Annotated in this window: 17 protein-coding genes and 1 pseudogene; 10 read left to right on the forward strand and 8 right to left on the reverse strand. The window is 71.3% G+C overall.

Annotation, left to right across the window (positions count from 1 at the left end):
- A pseudogene (locus JXZ78_RS39560) lies at nucleotides 1–116 on the forward strand (SAM-dependent methyltransferase); the annotation flags it as partial.
- 155 nt (nucleotides 117–271) lie between these two features.
- Here JXZ78_RS39560 and JXZ78_RS39565 read toward each other — a convergent pair.
- The 3 genes from JXZ78_RS39565 to JXZ78_RS39575 all read right to left on the reverse strand — a co-directional run bounded on the left by JXZ78_RS39565 (nucleotide 272) and on the right by JXZ78_RS39575 (nucleotide 2,724).
- Nucleotides 272–1,006, reverse strand: coding sequence for a S1 family peptidase (locus JXZ78_RS39565; RefSeq protein WP_030020035.1), 735 nt, complete (start codon nucleotides 1,004–1,006; stop codon nucleotides 272–274).
- 71 nt (nucleotides 1,007–1,077) lie between these two features.
- Nucleotides 1,078–2,355 (reverse strand): FAD-dependent monooxygenase, encoded by a 1,278-nt coding sequence (locus JXZ78_RS39570; RefSeq protein ID WP_030020036.1) that lies wholly within the window; start codon nucleotides 2,353–2,355, stop codon nucleotides 1,078–1,080.
- Between the two features lie 60 nt (nucleotides 2,356–2,415).
- Nucleotides 2,416–2,724, reverse strand: a complete 309-nt coding sequence (locus tag JXZ78_RS39575) for a hypothetical protein (protein WP_030020037.1) — start codon at nucleotides 2,722–2,724, stop codon at nucleotides 2,416–2,418.
- A gap of 77 nt (nucleotides 2,725–2,801) precedes the next feature.
- On the opposite strand from JXZ78_RS39575, the gene JXZ78_RS39580 reads away from it, so the two are divergent.
- Together JXZ78_RS39580 and JXZ78_RS39585 are read left to right on the forward strand one after the other, a co-directional pair.
- Entirely contained in the window at nucleotides 2,802–3,620 is an 819-nt protein-coding gene (locus JXZ78_RS39580; protein ID WP_030020038.1) for a helix-turn-helix domain-containing protein, read from the forward strand.
- A gap of 62 nt (nucleotides 3,621–3,682) precedes the next feature.
- Nucleotides 3,683–3,925 (forward strand): DUF397 domain-containing protein, encoded by a 243-nt coding sequence (locus tag JXZ78_RS39585; RefSeq protein ID WP_030020039.1) that lies wholly within the window; start codon nucleotides 3,683–3,685, stop codon nucleotides 3,923–3,925.
- Here JXZ78_RS39585 and JXZ78_RS39590 read toward each other — a convergent pair.
- The gene (locus JXZ78_RS39590; protein WP_033037665.1) at nucleotides 3,915–4,571 is read right to left on the reverse strand and encodes a hypothetical protein; all 657 of its coding nucleotides are present in this window, start codon (nucleotides 4,569–4,571) and stop codon (nucleotides 3,915–3,917) included. The genes JXZ78_RS39585 and JXZ78_RS39590 overlap by 11 nt on opposite strands.
- Nucleotides 4,572–4,833: 262 nt before the next feature.
- Here JXZ78_RS39590 and JXZ78_RS39595 point away from each other — a divergent pair, with 262 nt between their 5' ends.
- Entirely contained in the window at nucleotides 4,834–5,601 is a 768-nt protein-coding gene (locus JXZ78_RS39595) for a VOC family protein (protein ID WP_030020041.1), read from the forward strand.
- A gap of 71 nt (nucleotides 5,602–5,672) precedes the next feature.
- Here JXZ78_RS39595 and JXZ78_RS39600 read toward each other — a convergent pair whose 3' ends face one another.
- Nucleotides 5,673–6,671: an ALF repeat-containing protein gene (locus tag JXZ78_RS39600; protein WP_238783711.1), complete on the reverse strand. Its 999-nt coding sequence runs from the start codon at nucleotides 6,669–6,671 to the stop codon at nucleotides 5,673–5,675.
- Between the two features lie 95 nt (nucleotides 6,672–6,766).
- Nucleotides 6,767–7,786 carry an ALF repeat-containing protein gene (locus JXZ78_RS39605; RefSeq protein WP_078624241.1) on the reverse strand — a complete coding sequence of 340 codons (1,020 nt, stop codon included), beginning with the start codon at nucleotides 7,784–7,786 and terminating at the stop codon, nucleotides 6,767–6,769.
- Between the two features lie 64 nt (nucleotides 7,787–7,850).
- Here JXZ78_RS39605 and JXZ78_RS39610 point away from each other — a divergent pair, with 64 nt between their 5' ends.
- Entirely contained in the window at nucleotides 7,851–8,687 is an 837-nt protein-coding gene (locus tag JXZ78_RS39610) for an alpha/beta fold hydrolase (RefSeq protein WP_050502451.1), read from the forward strand.
- A 36-nt stretch (nucleotides 8,688–8,723) separates the two neighbouring features.
- Nucleotides 8,724–9,458, forward strand: coding sequence for a hypothetical protein (locus JXZ78_RS39615; RefSeq protein WP_030020045.1), 735 nt, complete (start codon nucleotides 8,724–8,726; stop codon nucleotides 9,456–9,458).
- 265 nt (nucleotides 9,459–9,723) lie between these two features.
- Here JXZ78_RS39615 and JXZ78_RS39620 read toward each other — a convergent pair whose 3' ends face one another.
- Nucleotides 9,724–10,917, reverse strand: coding sequence for a thiolase C-terminal domain-containing protein (locus JXZ78_RS39620; RefSeq protein ID WP_030020046.1), 1,194 nt, complete (start codon nucleotides 10,915–10,917; stop codon nucleotides 9,724–9,726).
- Nucleotides 10,918–11,066: 149 nt separating this feature from the next.
- Here JXZ78_RS39620 and JXZ78_RS39625 point away from each other — a divergent pair, with 149 nt between their 5' ends.
- Complete coding sequence (locus tag JXZ78_RS39625) at nucleotides 11,067–12,398, forward strand: acyl-CoA dehydrogenase family protein (RefSeq protein WP_030020047.1); 1,332 nt, start codon at nucleotides 11,067–11,069, stop codon at nucleotides 12,396–12,398.
- Nucleotides 12,399–12,472: 74 nt separating this feature from the next.
- The gene (locus JXZ78_RS39630; protein ID WP_372498495.1) at nucleotides 12,473–12,922 is read left to right on the forward strand and encodes a nitroreductase/quinone reductase family protein; all 450 of its coding nucleotides are present in this window, start codon (nucleotides 12,473–12,475) and stop codon (nucleotides 12,920–12,922) included.
- A gap of 280 nt (nucleotides 12,923–13,202) precedes the next feature.
- On the opposite strand, the gene JXZ78_RS39635 is transcribed toward JXZ78_RS39630, so the two are convergent.
- On the reverse strand, nucleotides 13,203–13,850 hold the full coding sequence (locus JXZ78_RS39635) for a TetR family transcriptional regulator (RefSeq protein ID WP_030020049.1): 648 nt from the start codon (nucleotides 13,848–13,850) through the stop codon (nucleotides 13,203–13,205).
- A gap of 367 nt (nucleotides 13,851–14,217) precedes the next feature.
- Between JXZ78_RS39635 and JXZ78_RS39640 the strand changes: the two genes are divergently transcribed.
- Nucleotides 14,218–14,982 carry a VOC family protein gene (locus JXZ78_RS39640; RefSeq protein ID WP_030020050.1) on the forward strand — a complete coding sequence of 255 codons (765 nt, stop codon included), beginning with the start codon at nucleotides 14,218–14,220 and terminating at the stop codon, nucleotides 14,980–14,982.
- Between the two features lie 670 nt (nucleotides 14,983–15,652).
- On the forward strand, nucleotides 15,653–16,612 hold a 960-nt coding region (locus JXZ78_RS39645; protein ID WP_238783712.1), incomplete at its 3' end, for a serine/threonine-protein kinase.

Consider the following 16,612-nt stretch of genomic DNA (forward strand, 5'->3'; position numbering starts at 1 on the left):
ATCGCCTCGCCGAACTGCTGGGCGATGCTGGGCTCGACCCCTTCGCCCGGCTGCTCCACGATCCAGCCTCCGATCGGGGCTTCCTCGACGCCCATCTACTGGCCCGCCGTTCGTAGGCCCTGCCCAGTCCCCAGCCGATCGGCGCACCTACAGATTGCCAGCTCAGCCGAATCTCGCTGATCAGACTGGAATTGTCAGACAGGCCCTAGTCCGTAGGTCCGCCGCCCCGCAGAACCACAGGTCCGCGGGGCGGCGCCTGCCGTACTCCGGTCTAGCGGCGGGTGACCGAGCGGATCCAGGCGAGTTGCTGGGAGACCTCGCCGGCCTGGGCGACCGTCTCGCGGTCCGAGCCGTTGAAGACGCCGAGGAGGGTTTCGGTGCCGTGCGCTCCGATGCTCATCACCGGGCCGCCGGAGTCGCCGCCGGCCGGAATCCCGGTCACCTTCTCCATGCAGAAGTCAGGGCCGCCCGGTGCCGTGTAGCCCTGGCAGCGGCGGTCGTCGGGCCGTACGACCCGCAGGTCGGACTGCTTGAGCACGGGGGACTGGCAGGCGTTCTCGTCGTCGGTGCAGGTGGCGCCCCACCCGTACTGCCGCACGGTCTGGCCGACACGGACGCCGGCCGTGGCCAGGCGCGCCGTGGGGATCTTCATCTTCGGGACCTTGACCAGCATCATGTCGGCCTTTGCGCTGCCCACCCGCTTGCCGGGCAGCGGCCGGACCGTGGTGCCCTTGCGCATGTCGAGATTGCCGACCCGGAAGGAGATCCGCTTGTCGGCGACCGGCTCCGCCTGCTCGTAGAAGCAGTGCGAAGCGGTGAGTATCCACTGGGGGGCGACCGCCGTCCCCGTACAGGTCGGCTGGCCGTCGATCAGCATGCGTACCGCCCACGGGCCGTACGTGCTCTTCGCCCCGCCGATGACGGCGGAGGCCGGCGCGGACCAGATCACCGAACCCGTCAGCAGCAGTGCGGCCGACAACAGCAGCACCCGAACTCGACGCACCATCCGAACAACTCCTCCACCGGGCCGGTCCCTTACGGGTGGAGAGATGCCCGGCCGGGGCAAAAGGTTCCGGCTTACGCCGATGCGGGGGCCGGGTCCGGGGTCGGGGCCGGGCGACGGGTGCCGTACGGCTTGAGGGTGATCGCGTGGGCGCAGCGCTGTACGTCCTCGGCGAGCTTCTTCGCGAGGTAGTTCTTCCACGGCATGTGGGGGAGCATCCGCAGCATCGTGTGCCGGAAACGGATCGCCGCCCTGGTGGCGGGCAGCATCTGGGGCACGAACTTCTCCGCCATCCGCTGGTTCGCCGTGACGTACGGGCGCATCTCCGCCTCATAGCGTGCGAAGGCCGTACGCGGGTCGCCGCCCGCCGCCGCGAGTTCCCCGGCCAGTACGTACGCGCCGACCAGCGCCATCCCCGTCCCCTGCCCCGACGCGGGCGACGCGCAGTGCGCGGCGTCGCCCAGCAGCACCACGCGCCCGCGCGACCAGCGGTCCATTTCGATCAGGTCGAGCCCGTCGAAGTAGAAGTCGGCGGCGGTGCGTGAGGCTTCGAGGAGGCGCGGCACCTGCCAGCCGACGCCCTCGAAGGCGGCCGTGAGCTGCGCGCGTTGGCCGTCCGCGTCGCGGTGGTCGAAGTCCAGCCGGGGCGAACGGAAGGAGAGCCACGCCTTGGCGCCGTTGGCGCCGTGTGCACCGGACGCGTTGTACGTGCAGACGAGCCGGCCGGGCGTGACGTGGTACATCTCCTCGCCCGTGGCCGCCAGTTCGCTCAGTTCACCGGGCACGCTGAAGGCCGCTATGTAGGCGCCGATGTGCCGCAGGTAGCGGGACTCGTCGCCGAAGGCGAGGCGGCGGACGGTGGAGTGCAGGCCGTCCGCGCCGACGACGAGGTCGAAACGGCGCGGCGCCCCGCGTTCGAAAGTGACGTCGACCCCCGTGCCGTCGTCCGTGAGCGAACCGATCGAGTCGCCGAAGACGTACTCCACGTCGGCGCGCGTGCGGTCGTAGAGGATCTGGGCCAGGTCGCCGCGCATGATCTCGTCGTCACCGTCCACCCGGGCGCCGAAGATGTCGGCGGGCAGCGTGGCGAGGCGCCGCCCGTCGTCATTCACGTACGTGCCGGTCCGCATGTCCGTACTGGCGCGCCGGATCTCCGGCAGTACGCCCATACGGTCCGCGACCTCGATCGCGACGCCGCGCAGATCGACCTTGTAGCCGCCGGTCCGGAGCTCCGGCGCGCGCTCTACGACGGTTACGGCGTAGCCGTAGTGGCGCAGCCAGTACGCGAGGGCGGGGCCGCCGATGCCGGCGCCGGAGATGAGGGCGTGGGGACGGGATGTCGTCGAGGTCATGGCGCGACTATACATTTGTCTTAGACGGTCGTCTATGACAATCGTATAGATGGCTGGTGCTCACGGTGCGTGCAAGGCCTGGTCCAGCCTGCGGCCCCGGCTGTCGGCCACGCGCACTGCGTCGCTCAGCGACTCGGTGAGGCGGTTGGTGATGAAGAGGAGTTCGGTGGGGGCGGGCGGTTCGGGCCGGTTCAGGGTCGCGCGCGAGTGGTCCAAGAGCTGGATGGCCGTGGACAGTTGCAGCTCTTCCAGCCCGTCGGCCAGGTCGGACACGAAGCCGGTCCCGTCGCCGATCACGTAGCAGGGCTTGCCGTCCTGACTGGCCCAGGGGAGGAGGCGTGGCTCTTGGGGGTGGTTTTCGGTGGTCATGGCTTCAATGGTCGGCACGTGTGCGTAGCGTCACCAGGAGTAAGAGGCTCACAAGCGAGTTGTGGTGAGGGGTGATCATGGTCTTGGAGACCGTGGAGCCGTCGCCTGTGCGCACGCACGTTGGCGGGCTCATCAGGCACTGCCGTCAGCGTGCGGGGATGACGCAGAAGCAGTTGGCTCATGAAGCGCACGTTTCGGAATCGCTGGAGGGTGCGTACGAGCGGGGGGAGCGAATCCCGAATGCAGGCTTCCTGCTGGATGCCGATGACCTGACGACCGCTGGTGGGCTGTTGGCGACGTCCGTTCCCCTGTTGGAGCAGGAGTCGAACAGGGCACAGTACTTGGAATGGCGGCTACTGGAGGCCGAGGCGCTGAGCCTCAGCGGGTACGTAGCGGCTGTGCTGCCAGGGCTGTTGCAGAGCCCCGACTACATTCGGGCGCTCTACTGCTGTCGGGTACCGGCGTTCTCGGACGAGGAGATCGAGCGCATGCTGCGGGAGAGGCTCGGCAGGCATTCTGTGCTGAATCGCAAGCGGCCTCCCGTTGTGAGCTTCGTGGTGGAACAGGCTGCGTTGGAGCGGCCGCTCGGTGGGAATTCAGTACTCAAAGGGGCGCTTCTGCACGTGGCGCAGGTCGCCCGCAGCATGCGTCACCTCACGGTTCAGGTGATGCCTACTCGCGTGAAGATGCACGCGGGCCTTGTGGGCTCCGTACAGTTGCTGACTTCCCCGGACGGGCGGAAGAGCGCCTACTTCGACGGCGACGGGAGGAGTAAGTTGCTCACCAGGCCCAATGAGGCAATCAAGCATGCAGAACGGTACGGCGCACTACGGGCGCAGGCGCTGTCCCCGGAAGAGTCCCTGGTCCTGATGGAAAGACTGGCAGGTGAGCTATGACCGCCGAACTCGCTTATCGCAAGAGCAGCTACAGCAACCCCGATGCGGAAACGTGCGTAGAAGTGGCTTACTCCTGGCGTAAGTCCAGCTACAGCAGCGAACAAGACGCCGACACCAACTGCGTCGAGGTGGCGTACGCGTGGTGCAAGTCCAGCTACAGCAGCGAACAGTCCGCCGACACCAACTGTGTCGAAGTAGCCCCGACCCCCACCACCATCCACATACGCGACTCCAAGAACATCACCGGCCCCGCGCTCTCCGTACCCCCCACCGCCTGGGCCGACTTCCTCCGTCTCATCTCGTAGCGCGGGACGCGTCGTACTCGATGACGCGTTCGTTCATGGCCTGTAGGTGGTTGTCCCAGGAGTAGACGCGCCGCAGGCTGTAGCCGCCCGGGCCGGCCGGTTCGCGGATGATCACGTCGTGGCCCGACAGTTGAACGGACAGGGGTGTCACTCCGGCGTCCATGATCTGGGTGACCACCCCGTCCTTCACCATGAAGCCCCACAGGAACAGAAACGTTTTTCCGGACTCGATGCCGAGCAGCAGCTCGTCCTTGCCGTCCCCGTTCAGGTCCCGGTACTGCGGCTTCAGTACGGGACACGGCTTCTGTCCGGCGGCCCGGCACGCCCCGATCTTCCTGTTGGTGCCATCCTCGTCCAGCGCGCCGGTCATGGACGCGACCTTGGCCTGGGCGACGGCGAGTGCCGACACCTTGTGGATGTCACCGGACGGCACGCGCGGAGCGCCCCGCAGGGGTTCCGGGCGCTCGGCGGAGTTCGGCTCGTAGGTCTGCTCCGGCGCGGGCGTGCGGCCGGGCCACAGCAGGGCGGGCGCCGACGCCCCCGCCGTACGCCCCGCGCTCTTCGGCTCACCCGTCCCGTCGCACCCGCTGAGCAGCGCGCACGAGGCGGCCAGGGCGAGCGCCATGGCCGGCAGGGAACGGAGCATCGGTACGTCATTTCCGGTCGGGCCTGAAGGGCGACGGCGGGCGGGGGCCACACCGCACATGATGTTGGCTGGCCTTTGTTGCGGCAATTCGGCGGCGGCGTTACGGCAGGCCGTAGACGGAGATGCAGTGGTGTTACGGCCCCGGAAGACCGGCCGGGAATGCGCTCCGCATGTAGGACACTCCCTGTCCGCCATGTCGCCTAACGTCATTCTCATCGGCCAGCGCGGCCACCCGGCCGCCCCGTACCGTGAGGAGCACGTCATGAGCCGTGTCACCGGCAATCAGCCCGACGGAACGCCCACCTGGATGGAACTGGCCGTCCCCGACCTCGACCGCGCCATGGACTTCTACGGGGCACTGTTCGGCTGGACGTACGAGACGGAGGCCATGGAGGGCGGGCGGTACGCCGTCGCCCTCGTCGGCGGGCAGCGCGCCGCGGGCCTGATGGAGCGGTCCGACGCGGCGGGCGGCGCGTGGACGATGTACATGGCGGTGGACGACTGCGACGGCACGGCCAAGCGGATCGCCGACGCGGGCGGCCGGGTGCTGTGGGGGCCGGTGGACATCCGGGACTACGGGCGGGCCGCGATCGCCGAGGACACCGCGGGGGCCCAGTTCGGGCTCTGGCAGGGGCGCGCCCACGTCGGCTGCGAGGTCGTCAACGAGCCCAACTCCCTTGTACGCAACGACCTGGTGGCGCCGGTCGCCGATGCCGCCCGGGCCCGCGACTTCTACGCGGCGGTCTTCGCCTACACGCTGGACGGCAACCCGGACATGGCGGACGTCGACTTCACGTTCCTGCGCCGCCCGGACGGGCACGAGATCGGCGGGATCATGGGCGACGCGTCCGCCGGGGCCGCGAGCTGGGGGACGTGCTTCGAGGTGGCGGACACGGACGCGGCGGTGGCGCGGGCGGTCGCGGCCGGCGGGACGGCGACCGAGCCGGAGGACACGGTGTACGTACGGCAGGCGCGGGTGACGGACCCGTTCGGCACGGAGTTCGTGATCGGGGCGCGGCCGACGACGTGAGCTTGTGATGCCTGCCCGGCGGCTGGATCGCCAATGATCCAACCGCCGGGCACGCGTGGATGCGCCGGGCGTCAGCCGCGCTCGGCGGCGGCGCGGCGGCGGCCCGCGACCGCCAGGGCCGCGCCCGCGGCGACGGCGACGGCGGCGCCGCCCGCGGCCCACGGGGTGACCGGGCTGACGCCGGTCGCGGCCAGGCCACTGCCGTTGCTGGAGGTGGTGTCGCCGCCGGTGGACGTGACGGCGGTACCGGTGGACGTACCGGAGCCGGTGGTGCCGTGGCTGCCCGCAGGCTTGGCGGCGACGGCGGGCGTGACGTTCTTGCCGCCGTCCTTGGCGGCCTTGTCCGCGGCGTCCTTGGCAGCCTTGTCCTTCGCCGCCTTCTCCCGCGCGGCCTTGTCCTTGGCCGCCTTGTCCTTGGCGGCCTTCTCCTCTTCCGCCTTCTTCGCGGCGGCCTCGTCCTTGGCGCGGGCCTCGTACTGGCCGACGTCGAGGAAGTGCTGAATGGCCTCGGGGGTGTACGTGCGGAGAGCCTCGTAAGCGGCTTCCCGGACGGCGGGGCCACCGATGCTGGAAATCTGCACCGTGCGGAGGACATTGTCCCCGAAGCGGATCAGCGGAAGCCTCTTGAGGAAGTCCACCCGGTCCTGCGGAGAACCCTTGAGAGCCTTGTGCGCCGCTTCTTTGACGCGCGGGCCAGCGTCCTTGGCGCCGTGGATCCGGGTGATCGCGATGGAGTTGTCCATGTCGCGAGCGATGTACTGCCCGGTCTTCAGGAACTCGCGCAGTTCCTCGTCCGTGCCGTCGAGCGCCTTGTTGGCGTCCCGGACGAAGATGGCGCCGGCGTTCTTGTCGGCGAGCATCCGCAGGATCGCCACCCGGTCGTCCTCGGCGGACCGGCCCTCCTGCTTCTTCGTCGCCTCGTCCGCCTTCGTCTTCGCCTCCGTGCCGTGGTCCGGCGCCGAGTCGGTGGTGGCCGGTGCCTGGGCGGCGGCCGCCGGGGAGGCGAGCAGTACGGCCGGGGCGACAGCCACAGCCGCGAGGAAGGCCGCAAGGCGGGCCTGCTTCTTCATACGCTCACAACATTTCGGTCAATGAACGGAAAATAACCTTTACAGAGTAAGGGGCCGTCCCACCTGGCGTGAGCCGCATGAATGCCCCCTGGGCGTCAGCCGCGTTCGGCGGTGGCGCGGCGACGGCTCGCGACCACCAGGCCCGCGCCCGCGGTCATGGCGACGGCGGCGCCGCCGACGGCCCACGGGGTGGCGGGGCTGACGCCGGTCGAGGCGAGGGAAGCGCCGGTGCCGCTGTCGCTGTCGCTGGACGTGACGGCGGTGCCGGAGCCGGTGGTGCCGTGGTTGCCCGCAGGCTTGGCGTCGACGGCGGGCGTGACGTTCTTGCCGCTACCTTCGGAGGTTTCGCCCCCGTCCCCCTTCGCCGCCTTCTCCTTCGCCGCCTTCTCCTTGGCGGCCTTGTCCTCGGCCGCCTTGTCCTTCGCGGCCTTCTCCTTGGCCGCCTTGTCCTTGGCCGCCTTCTCCTCTTCCGCCTTCTTCGCGGCGGCCTCGTCCTTGGCACGTGCCTCGTACTGGCCTACGTCGAGGAAGTGCTGAAGATCCTCGGGCCCGCCCCACAGCGCCTCGTCGGCGGCGGCTTGGACGGCGGGGCCGCCGATGCTGAGGATCTGCACCACGCGCACCCTGTTGTCCCCTTCGATGGCCAGGCTCAGGCCCTTCTCCAGGAACCGCACCCGGTCCTGCGGAGTCCCGTCGAGAGCCTTGTTCGCCGCCTCGCGGACCTGGGAGCCGACGTTCTTGCCCGCCATGCTCCGTACGACCGCCACCCTGTTGTCCTCGTCGCGGGCCTCGTACTGTCCCGTCTCCAGGAACCGGCGCAGACCTTCGCGCGGGCCGTTGAGCGCCTTCTTGGCCTCCCGGGCCAGCGCGCGGCCGGGGTTTCCGTCCAGCATCCGCGCGACGGCGAGCAGGTCCTCCTTCATGCTCGCCAGGTCCGCCGGCTTCTTCGCGGACTCGTCCGGCTTCGCCTCCGCTCCGTGGTCCGGCGCCGAGTTGGCGGCGGCCGGTGCCTCGGCGGCGACCGCCGGGGAGGCGAACAGTACGGCGGGCGCGACGGCGGCGGCCGCGAGGAAAGCCGTCAGGCGGGCCTGCTTCTTCATCTCTTGCACCAACATTTCCGGTAATGATCAAAAAATAACCTTTACAGGGTAAGGGGTGCTCGGGATTAGCGTGCCCGGCATGGAGACTCCACAAGAACGCCGCAGCCGACTGCTCTTGGGCGGCCGTAGCCTCTCGTATCTCGATTTCGGTCCCGCCGACGGAAAACCGCTCCTCGCCCTGCACGGGCATTTCTCCGAAGGCCGCGCATTCGCCGGGCTCGCCGCCGAACTCGCCCCGGAATGGCGGGTGATCGCCCCCGACCAGGGCGGCCACGGCGCGTCGGACCGTACTCCGGACCACTCCCGCGAGGCGTACGTCGCCGACGCGGTCGCCCTCCTCGACCACCTCGGCCTGGCGTCCGTCGTGGTGCTCGGGCACTCCATGGGCGGCAAGAACGCGTACCACCTCGCGGCCCGGCACCCGGACCGGGTCCGCGCGCTGATCAATGTGGACGACCCGGTCGTGATCACCGACACCGGCCCGAGCGGCATCGCCTTCTGCCTGGACTGGCCGCGGCAGGCGCCGACCCGTGAGGAACTGCTCGACGGCCTCGGCCCTGCGGCGCCGCTGGTCGCCCCGTGGCTGCGGCAGCAGGGCGACGGCAGTTGGCGGCTGCCGTTCGTGCCGGAGGACATCGTCGCGTCCGACCTCGGCGTGCGCGGTGACCACTGGCCGGTCTGGCTGGGCAGCGACTGTCCGGCCCTGCTCGTGCACGGCCGTACGAGCTTCCTGGTGACGCCGGAACTGGCCCGGGAGATGGCCGAGCGCCGTCCGCACACCCGCCGGGTCGCATTGGACGCCGGGCACTTCATCCCGACCGAGGACCTGGAGGGGCTGGTCAGGGCCGTACGGGAGTTTCTCGGCACGTTGGGGCGAGGGGAGACGGGTGCGGGGGCGCTGGGTGCGGGGTCATAGTGGACAGAGGGGAGGAATTATCCATAAGGTAAAGAAATGGCAAACTTCGTTGAACGCATAACCGATCCGGACGCCGCCGGTGAGCTGTGGTGCGGAGACCGCACGGTCGCCGTGCTCGCCGCCCGCCCCCAGGGAGCGGCCGGAGGCGTCGAGGGTGTCGAAGGCGTCGAGGGTGTCGAGGGCGTCGAGGGTTCGGTCGCGCTGCTGGACCTGGGCGCCGACGACCCCGCCCTGCGCTTCGTCGCCGTCCTCGACTGCGCCGAGGACGCGATCCTGGTGCCCCTGTTGCAGGGGGCGGCCGACGAGGTCCGCAAGGCGGGCGGCTCGGCGCTGCGGTGGATCACGGAGGAGGACACGAGCCCCGGCAAGGCCGCGGTGGAGCTGGGCGCCCTCGAAAGCGGCGAGGTCTACCGCTGGTGGCGGCGCGACCTGCCGGCCGGTGTCCCCGTACGGGACGCGGTCGTACGGCAGCTCCCTTCCGAGGAGGAGGGCGTCGCGTTCCGTATCGGTACGGACGAGGCCTGGTACGACGTCGAGCTGGACGACGACCGTGCCCGCCTGGTCCACGACCGCGAAACCGACAGCACCGCCGACGCGCTCACCGCCCTCACCTCGGCGGCCCTCCACGCACTCGACACCGACCACCCCGGCCTGCGCGGCGCGGAGGTCAACGCGGCCCCCGACGACGAGGATCTCCACGCCGCCCTGCGCCGGTTGGGCTTCGAGGCGACGACCTCGCGTGCCGTGGAGTACACGCTGGCGCTGGTGTAGGGCAGGGAAGGCGCGGGCCGTGCCGCCGGTTCACGGGCGCGGCACGGCTTCGAACGTGATATCGACGCCTTCGGGGCCTTCCCCGGCGCTCAGCCACATCGCCTCACGGCCGGCCGTGTAGGTGCTGGTGTGGGAATCCAGGTGACGGAGAAGCAGCCTTCCGGCAGCAGGGTGTGTCTCCGGACCCTCCGTTCTCTCATGACCACTGGAACGGGTCACGCGGGCATCCGGTTCCCCCGGCTCACCGCACGCCCCTGCCCCGCTCCTACCCCCGCCCCAGCACCACCGTCCCCGACGAGCAGAACCAGCCGCCCGTCCCCGAGGCCACGGCCAGTTGCGGGAGGGTGCCGTCGGGGCGGTGCACCTGGCGGTTCTCGCCTGCCTCGCCGCGTAGTTGGCGTACTGCTTCGACCAGGAGGAACAGGCCGCGCATGCCGGGGTGGCAGGCGGCCAGGCCGCCGCCGTCGGTGTTGACGGGGAGGGCGCCGTCGCGCAGCAGGCGGCCCTTCTCCACGAACGCGCCGCCCTCGCCCTTGGCGCAGAAGCCGAGGTCTTCCAGCGTCACCAGCGTCATGTAGGTGAAGGCGTCGTAGATCTCTGCCAGGTCGATCTCCGACGGGCGTACTCCGGCCCGTTCGAAAGCGAGGCGGCCGGAGACGGCGGCGGGGGAGACGGTGAAGTCGTCCCACTCGGACATCGCGGAGTGCGACACGGCGGTGCCCGTGCCCAAAACGTGGACGGGCGGCCTGACCAGGTCGCGTACGTACTCCTCGGCGGCCAGGAGGACCGCGCAGCCCCCGTCGGAGCGGACGCAGCAGTGGAGCTTGGTGAAGGGGTCGGCGATCAGCGGGCCGGACAGCACGTCGTCGACGGTGACGGGGTCCCGGTACATCGCGTCGGGGTTCGTGGCCGCGTTGGCCCGCGCCTGGACGGCGACCTCGGCGAGCTGGGCGAGGGTCGTGCCGTACTGGTGCATGTGGCGGCGCGCGGCCATGGCGTACTTGGCGACGAGGGTGTGGCCGTACGGCACCTCGTACTGGAGCGGGCCGCGGGCGCCGAAGGAGAGGTTGGCTGTACGGCGGCCGGCCTTGAGGTCGGCGCGCGCCGTGGACCCGTACACCAGCAGGACCGCGCGCGCCTGCCCGGCCGCGATGGCGTCCGCGGCGTGCGCGGCCATCACCTCCCAGGTGGCGCCGCCCACCGCAGTGGAGTCGGCCCAGGTGGGACGCAGTCCCAGGTACTCGGCGACCTCCACAGGCGCGAGGGTGCCGAGCCCGGCCGAGGCGAAGCCGTCGACCAGGGAGCGGTCGAGCCCGGAGTCGGCCAGCGCGCGGCGGGCGGCCTGGGCGTGGAGTGCGTACGGGGTGGCTCCGTCCACGCGCCCGCAGTCGGCGAGGGCGACACCGGCGACGACTACCTTGCGGGGGGATGCGGCGGTACTCCCTGGCGGCAACGGCATAAATCTGACGGTACATCAGGTGGCAGGTGGGAAGGGAGGGTGTGGCGGCCGGGTGAGATGTGCGCGCGAGGCTGGGAAAAGCGGGGCGGGGTACCTAATATGACGGCCCGTCAGGCCGCTGTACGGCCGTGGCCGGGAGGAGTCCGCCGATGGATGCCGCGTTCACCGAGGAGCAGGACGAGATCCGCCGTACGCTGCGCGAACTGCTCCACAAGCGCTGCGGCCCCGACGACCTCCGGGCCGCCGTCCGCACTTCCGGGGGATACGACCCCGGCCTGTGGCGGCAGCTCGCGCAGCAGCTGGGACTACCGGGGCTGGCACTGCCCACCGCGTACGGCGGCGTCGGCTGCGGGCCCACCGAGCTGGCACTGGCCTGTGAGGAGACCGGGCGGGTGCTGCTGCCCTCGCCGCTGCTGCCCACCGCCGCCCTCGTCGCGCCGCTGGTGCTGGCGCTGGGGACGGAGGCGCAGCGTGCGGAGCTGCTGCCCGCGCTGGCGGCGGGTGAGGTGACGGGGGCGCTCGCCGTACCTGGCGGGCAGCTGAGTACGGCCCTCGCGCTCACCGCCCGTAATGGCGGGGACTGGGCGGGCGGCGGCCGGGCCGGTGGCATCCAGGCGCGGGAGTGCGGAGGGGAGCCCGGAGCGCCGGGGGAGTGGCGGCTGTACGGGGAGGCCGCGCAGGTGCTGGGCGGACACAGCGCGGGGCTGCTCCTGGTGGCCGCGCACGCTGGCGGTTACGCGCGCAGCCGGACGCTGCTGTTCGTCGTACGGGGGGACGCGCCCGGTGTGGTGCGGGTGCGGCAGACGGCGATGGATGAGACCCGCGCGCTGGGGGCCGTCCAACTGCGCAATGTACGCGCCTCGTTGCTTGGAGCGGAGGGCGCGGAGGGCGCGGAGGGCGCGGAGGGTGCGGAGGGCGTGGGCGGGGTGCATGGGCGGGTGGAGCGCGCGCTTGCGCGGGCGGGAGCCGGGGTTGCGGCGGCACTGGCCGCCGAGGCGGTCGGGGCGGCGGGGGCGGCACTGGAGCGGACCGTCGAGTACGTCAAGGTGCGGGAACAGTTCGGCCGGCCCATCGGGTCCTTCCAGGCCGTCCAGCACCGGCTGGCGGACCTCTACGTACAGGTGCAGGCTGCCCGGTCCGCGGCCTGCTACGCGGCGTGGGCGGTGGGCGGCGGGGCAGCGGGCGGACCGGCGGAGGACGCCGAGCCCGGCACCCCCGGCCTCGCGCTCGCTCACGCCCTGGAGACGCTGCGCACGGTGGCCGGGGAGGCCGTCCAGCTGCACGGCGGCATCGGCTTCACCTGGGAGCATGACGCCCACCTCTTCTTCAAGCGCGCGGCCTGCGACGAGCTGCTGTTCGGGCCCGTGCACCGGCTGCGGGCGCATGCCGCCGAGACGGCGGGAGTGTTCGGGGGCGGCGGGGGCGGCGGGGGCAGTGGGGACACCGGGGACGGCGGGATGCGGGCGGAGGTGTTGGCGTGAGGGTGTCAGGTGGCTCGGGGGCGTCCGGCGGCTCGGGAGCGTCCGCCCGGGTGAAGGCGTCCGGCAGGCGGGTGGTGCAGAGGGTGTCCGCGACGCGGGGTTTCGCGCGGGTGGCGCCGTACGTCGTCCCCGCCCTGGACCGTGCGGTGCACCGGCTCACCGGGGGCAAGGTGCTGCTGAGCGCGCGGATGCTGCCCGGGGCGGTCCTGACGGCGGTGGGCGCCCGGTCCGGCCTGCCGCGGCGGACGCCGCTGGCGTGCCTGCCGGCGGAGGGCGGGACATGGCTGCTGGTCGGCAGCAACTTCGGCCGTCCCGGGCACCCGGCCTGGACGGCCAACCTGCTGAAGAACCCGGAGGCCGAGATCAGTTGGCGGGGCCGGGACGTCCCCGTACGGGCCCGGCTGCTGACCGGTGCGGAGCGGGCGCGGGCGTGGGACGCGGTGGTCGCGTGCTGGCCGCCGTACGCCGCGTACCAGGCGCGGGTCACCCGGGAGATCCGGCTCTTCCGGCTGGCACCGCGCTGAGCGTACGGACGTCCGGGCGGCCGGGGTGCGGCCCGGGGGCGGCGCGCGGCGGGGCCCGTCCGCAGACGCGCACAGCGGGTGCCGGCCGGCCCCGAGGGGCGGACAACACCCGCTGTGACGTACAGCTATGGCAGGACGAGCGCGAACGAGAACCGTTCCGTGGGCTGTTTCGTGAGGTATTCCCGAGCTGTGTCGTGGGGCGGAACGCGAAGGGTGAGACAGGGGCGATACGTGGCGGTGATACGTGGCGTGAGCCGTGCGCCGCGTCATGAGCCCCGGGTTATTTGGTGGGCTTTTTACCGGTGACGCCCAGGTGCACCAGGAGTGCCAGGTTCGGCTTCAATTCCTGCTGTTTGACACCCCAGCTCGTGAAACCCTTCTGATGGGCGGCGACCGCCGCCAGCATGGCGACGAGCGAACCGGCCATCGCGGCCGCGCTGATGTCCTTGTCCACCTTGCCCTTGGACTGGAGCTCCTTGATGGAGTCCGTAAGGGAGTTGGTGACGGCATTCAGGATCTTCATGCGGATCTTGTAGAACCGTTTGTCGCCCTCGGCGGCCCCGAGGTCCACGACGCGCAGGATCGCGTCGTTCCGGCGCCAGAAGGAGAGGAATCCCTCGACGAGTTCCTCGGCCGCCTGCCGGCCCGACCTGCCCACCCAGGAGCGCCCGGCCACCAGGTCGGTCAGGCTTGCGCCTTCCTTGGCCATCTCCTCGGCGATTTCCAGTACCGCGCCCTCGACATCGGGGAAGTACTGGTAGAACGTCGCGGGCGAAGTGCCCGCTTTGCGGGCCACATCGATGACCTTGACGTCTCGATACGGGGACGAACTGAGCATGTCGCTGAGGCAGTCGAGCAGCTTCTGCCGGGTCGCCTGTCCACGGCGCCCGGCGACTCTGCCGTCGACGGTCCGAACTTGTCCTGTCATGCCGTCAGCTTACCGAGGGGTGATCGGAGCGCGATTTGGCTGCCTGCAAATGGGGATGCGGGAGTTCGGCCGTATCGGTCCTGGCCGGGCCCTTGCGCGGAGCGGCCGGGGCGGCCCGGAGCGGGCCCGGAGGGCGGCTTGGCCCGAACAAGTGAATCGTATTGTCAACAGGCTGTGGACAACTTTTCCGGACCGGTGGACAGGGTTCCGGCGGGGGTGTGCGGTCACGCCCTACGTCATTGCGGACGCGGAACGGATCATTGCCGGGCGCCGGGGAATGTCCGGTAAGGAACGTGATCGCGGAGAATTGGCAGAATGTTCGATTACTCTCCGGGCGCGATGCAAGATCCAGGGCTAGTTTGGCCCCATGACTGCATTCGCGGCGGGCGTCCCGTGCTGGGCCGATGTCATGCTGCCGGACCTGGAGGCGGGCAAGAGATTCTACGGAGAGCTGTTCGGCTGGACCTTCTCCGGCGGCGCTCCCGAGCCCGGCCGCTACACCGTGGCGTACAAGGACGGCAGGGCGGCCGCCGGCCTGATGGCCAAGCAGGACGGCCGGATGCCCACCGCGTGGAACATCTACTTCGCGACCCCGGACGCCGCCCGGACCAGTGCGCGGATCCTGCGGGCGGGCGGCCGGATCGTCACGGAGGCCGTGCCCGTCGGTGACTTGGGCACCCTGCTGGTCGCCGCCGACCCCACCGGCGCGGTCTTCAGCATCTGGCAGGCCGGCACCCACCAGGGCTTCGGCGTGCAGCGCGAATCCGGCGCGTACGTCTGGACGAGCCTGAGCACCCGCGACCCGGAGCGGGCCGACACCTTCTACGAAGAGGTCTTCGGCTTCGAGAGCGCCGCCGACGGCCCGGCGGCGGACGAGCGCTTCCGGCCCTGGCGGCTGCCCGGCCAGGACCGCGAGGTCGGCGGCCGGATCCGCATGGACGACCGCGCGCCCGCCGCGATGCCGCCGCACTTCACCGTCTGCTTCCTCGTCCCCGAGATGGACGACGCCGTACGGATCACCACCCGGCTGGGTGGCCGGGTCACGGTCGAACCGGTCGGTACGCCGGGCGGGCCGTTCGCGGTGCTCACCGACGATCAGGGCGCCGGCTTCGGCGTCATGGCCCCGAAGTAGCGGCCCACGGACCACAATTGGGGCCGATGGCAGCTCCCGCTGTCGGGCCGCGGACGGCGCGGCCCGGCAGCGGGCCTGTGCGAGGCGCCCGTGGGGGGCGGCGCGACGGCCTGGAGTACGGCACAGTGGGTACGGCCGCGCGCGGGGAGAGAACGGGGACGGGACGGCATGACCAGTACGGACAGCAGACCGGACGGACGGCTTCCGGTGCTTGCGGGGCAGGGTGGGGGACCGTACATATCGGTGTCGGGCGGACGTACCCGGTGTACCCGACGTACCCGGCCATTCCCGGACGACGACCCGGCCCGGTGCCAGTTTCGGACGGTGTGACGGCGCGGCGGCACACCGTCCCGGCGCGATCCGGTCGTACGGTGTTCGACAGCTCGCCGACGGCCCGCGGCGCCGCCCGGACACCTCCGTACGGACACCCGTCCGCGCGGGCCCGTCACGGCATGTGACGGTACCGGTGCGCACCGCAGAAGGCCGCCGGGACACGACGGGAGCGGCCCCGGGTTCGCAACCGTGGGCCCGGCCAGGAAGAATCAGCACGCGTACGGCCGAACAGGCCAGGCGGTGAGACGCTGCACGGGGCAGTGGCTCTCGGCGGCCACTGGCTTTTGAGAGTCTCTTTTACGCCCCACGGGGAGGTGGCAGGCAAGTGGTGGAGCAGCTGACACAGCTGACGCAGCACGATCCCCGGCGGATCGGCCCGTTCGAGGTGCTCGGCCGTCTCGGGGCCGGCGGCATGGGGCTGGTCTACCTCGCGCGCTCGGCGTCCGGGCGGCGGGTGGCGATCAAGACGGTGCGTACGGAACTCGCCGAGGACCAGCTGTTCCGGGTCCGCTTCACCCGCGAGGTCGAGGCGGCCCGCGCGGTCAGCGGCTTCTACACCGCCGCGGTGGTGGACGCCGACCCCCGGGCCGCGGTGCCGTGGCTGGCCACCGCCTACGTGCCCGCGCCCTCCCTGGAGGAAATAGTCAATGAGTGCGGGCCGCTCCCGGCCCAGGCGGTGCGCTGGCTCGCGGCCGGCATCGCCGAGGCGCTGCAGTCCATCCACGGCGCGGGCCTGGTCCACCGGGACCTGAAGCCGTCCAACGTGCTGGTCGTCGAGGACGGCCCGCGCGTCATCGACTTCGGCATCGCCAGCGGTGTCTCCAACACCCGTCTGACCATGACGAACGTGGCTGTCGGCACGCCCGCGTACATGTCGCCCGAGCAGGCCCGCGACTCCCGCAGCGTCACCGGCGCCAGCGACGTCTTCTCGCTCGGCTCCACCCTGGTCTTCGCCGCCACCGGACACGCCCCCTTCCACGGCGCCAACCCGGTCGAGACGGTCTTCATGCTGCTGCGCGAGGGCCCGGACCTGGCCGGGCTGCCGGACGAACTGCGGCCGTTGATCGAGTCCTGCATGCAGATGGAGGCGCCCGGCCGCCCCACCCCCGCCGACCTCCAGTCCCAGCTCGCACCGCACCTGTTCGGCTCCGGCAGCGACGACAGCGGCACCGCCTCCGCCTGGCTGCCGGCCGGCGCCGTCGCCCTCATCGAAGGGCGGCGCGGCGGGCGCCAGGCCACACCGGCCGCCGCCGCGCGCGGTGGCGCCGGGCAGCCCCGCGCCGCGCGGCAGCCCGTA

This window comes from Streptomyces monomycini (assembly GCF_022271435.1).
Taxonomy (GTDB): domain Bacteria; phylum Actinomycetota; class Actinomycetes; order Streptomycetales; family Streptomycetaceae; genus Streptomyces; species Streptomyces monomycini.

Bases quoted from the DNA above. Each gene is read 5' to 3' on its own strand.
- JXZ78_RS39565 (WP_030020035.1), bottom strand. From the start codon at position 1,006: ATGGTGCGTCGAGTTCGGGTGCTGCTGTTGTCGGCCGCACTGCTGCTG.
- JXZ78_RS39595 (WP_030020041.1), top strand. From the start codon at position 4,834: ATGAGCCGTGTCACCGGCAATCAGCCCGACGGAACGCCCACCTGGATG.
- JXZ78_RS39610 (WP_050502451.1), top strand. From the start codon at position 7,851: ATGGAGACTCCACAAGAACGCCGCAGCCGACTGCTCTTGGGCGGCCGT.
- JXZ78_RS39600 (WP_238783711.1), bottom strand. From the start codon at position 6,671: ATGAAGAAGCAGGCCCGCCTTGCGGCCTTCCTCGCGGCTGTGGCTGTC.
- JXZ78_RS39620 (WP_030020046.1), bottom strand. From the start codon at position 10,917: ATGCCGTTGCCGCCAGGGAGTACCGCCGCATCCCCCCGCAAGGTAGTC.
- JXZ78_RS39625 (WP_030020047.1), top strand. From the start codon at position 11,067: ATGGATGCCGCGTTCACCGAGGAGCAGGACGAGATCCGCCGTACGCTG.
- JXZ78_RS39580 (WP_030020038.1), top strand. From the start codon at position 2,802: ATGGTCTTGGAGACCGTGGAGCCGTCGCCTGTGCGCACGCACGTTGGC.
- JXZ78_RS39575 (WP_030020037.1), bottom strand. From the start codon at position 2,724: ATGACCACCGAAAACCACCCCCAAGAGCCACGCCTCCTCCCCTGGGCC.
- JXZ78_RS39640 (WP_030020050.1), top strand. From the start codon at position 14,218: ATGACTGCATTCGCGGCGGGCGTCCCGTGCTGGGCCGATGTCATGCTG.
- JXZ78_RS39615 (WP_030020045.1), top strand. From the start codon at position 8,724: ATGGCAAACTTCGTTGAACGCATAACCGATCCGGACGCCGCCGGTGAG.
- JXZ78_RS39635 (WP_030020049.1), bottom strand. From the start codon at position 13,850: ATGACAGGACAAGTTCGGACCGTCGACGGCAGAGTCGCCGGGCGCCGT.
- JXZ78_RS39590 (WP_033037665.1), bottom strand. From the start codon at position 4,571: ATGCTCCGTTCCCTGCCGGCCATGGCGCTCGCCCTGGCCGCCTCGTGC.
- JXZ78_RS39570 (WP_030020036.1), bottom strand. From the start codon at position 2,355: ATGACCTCGACGACATCCCGTCCCCACGCCCTCATCTCCGGCGCCGGC.
- JXZ78_RS39605 (WP_078624241.1), bottom strand. From the start codon at position 7,786: ATGTTGGTGCAAGAGATGAAGAAGCAGGCCCGCCTGACGGCTTTCCTC.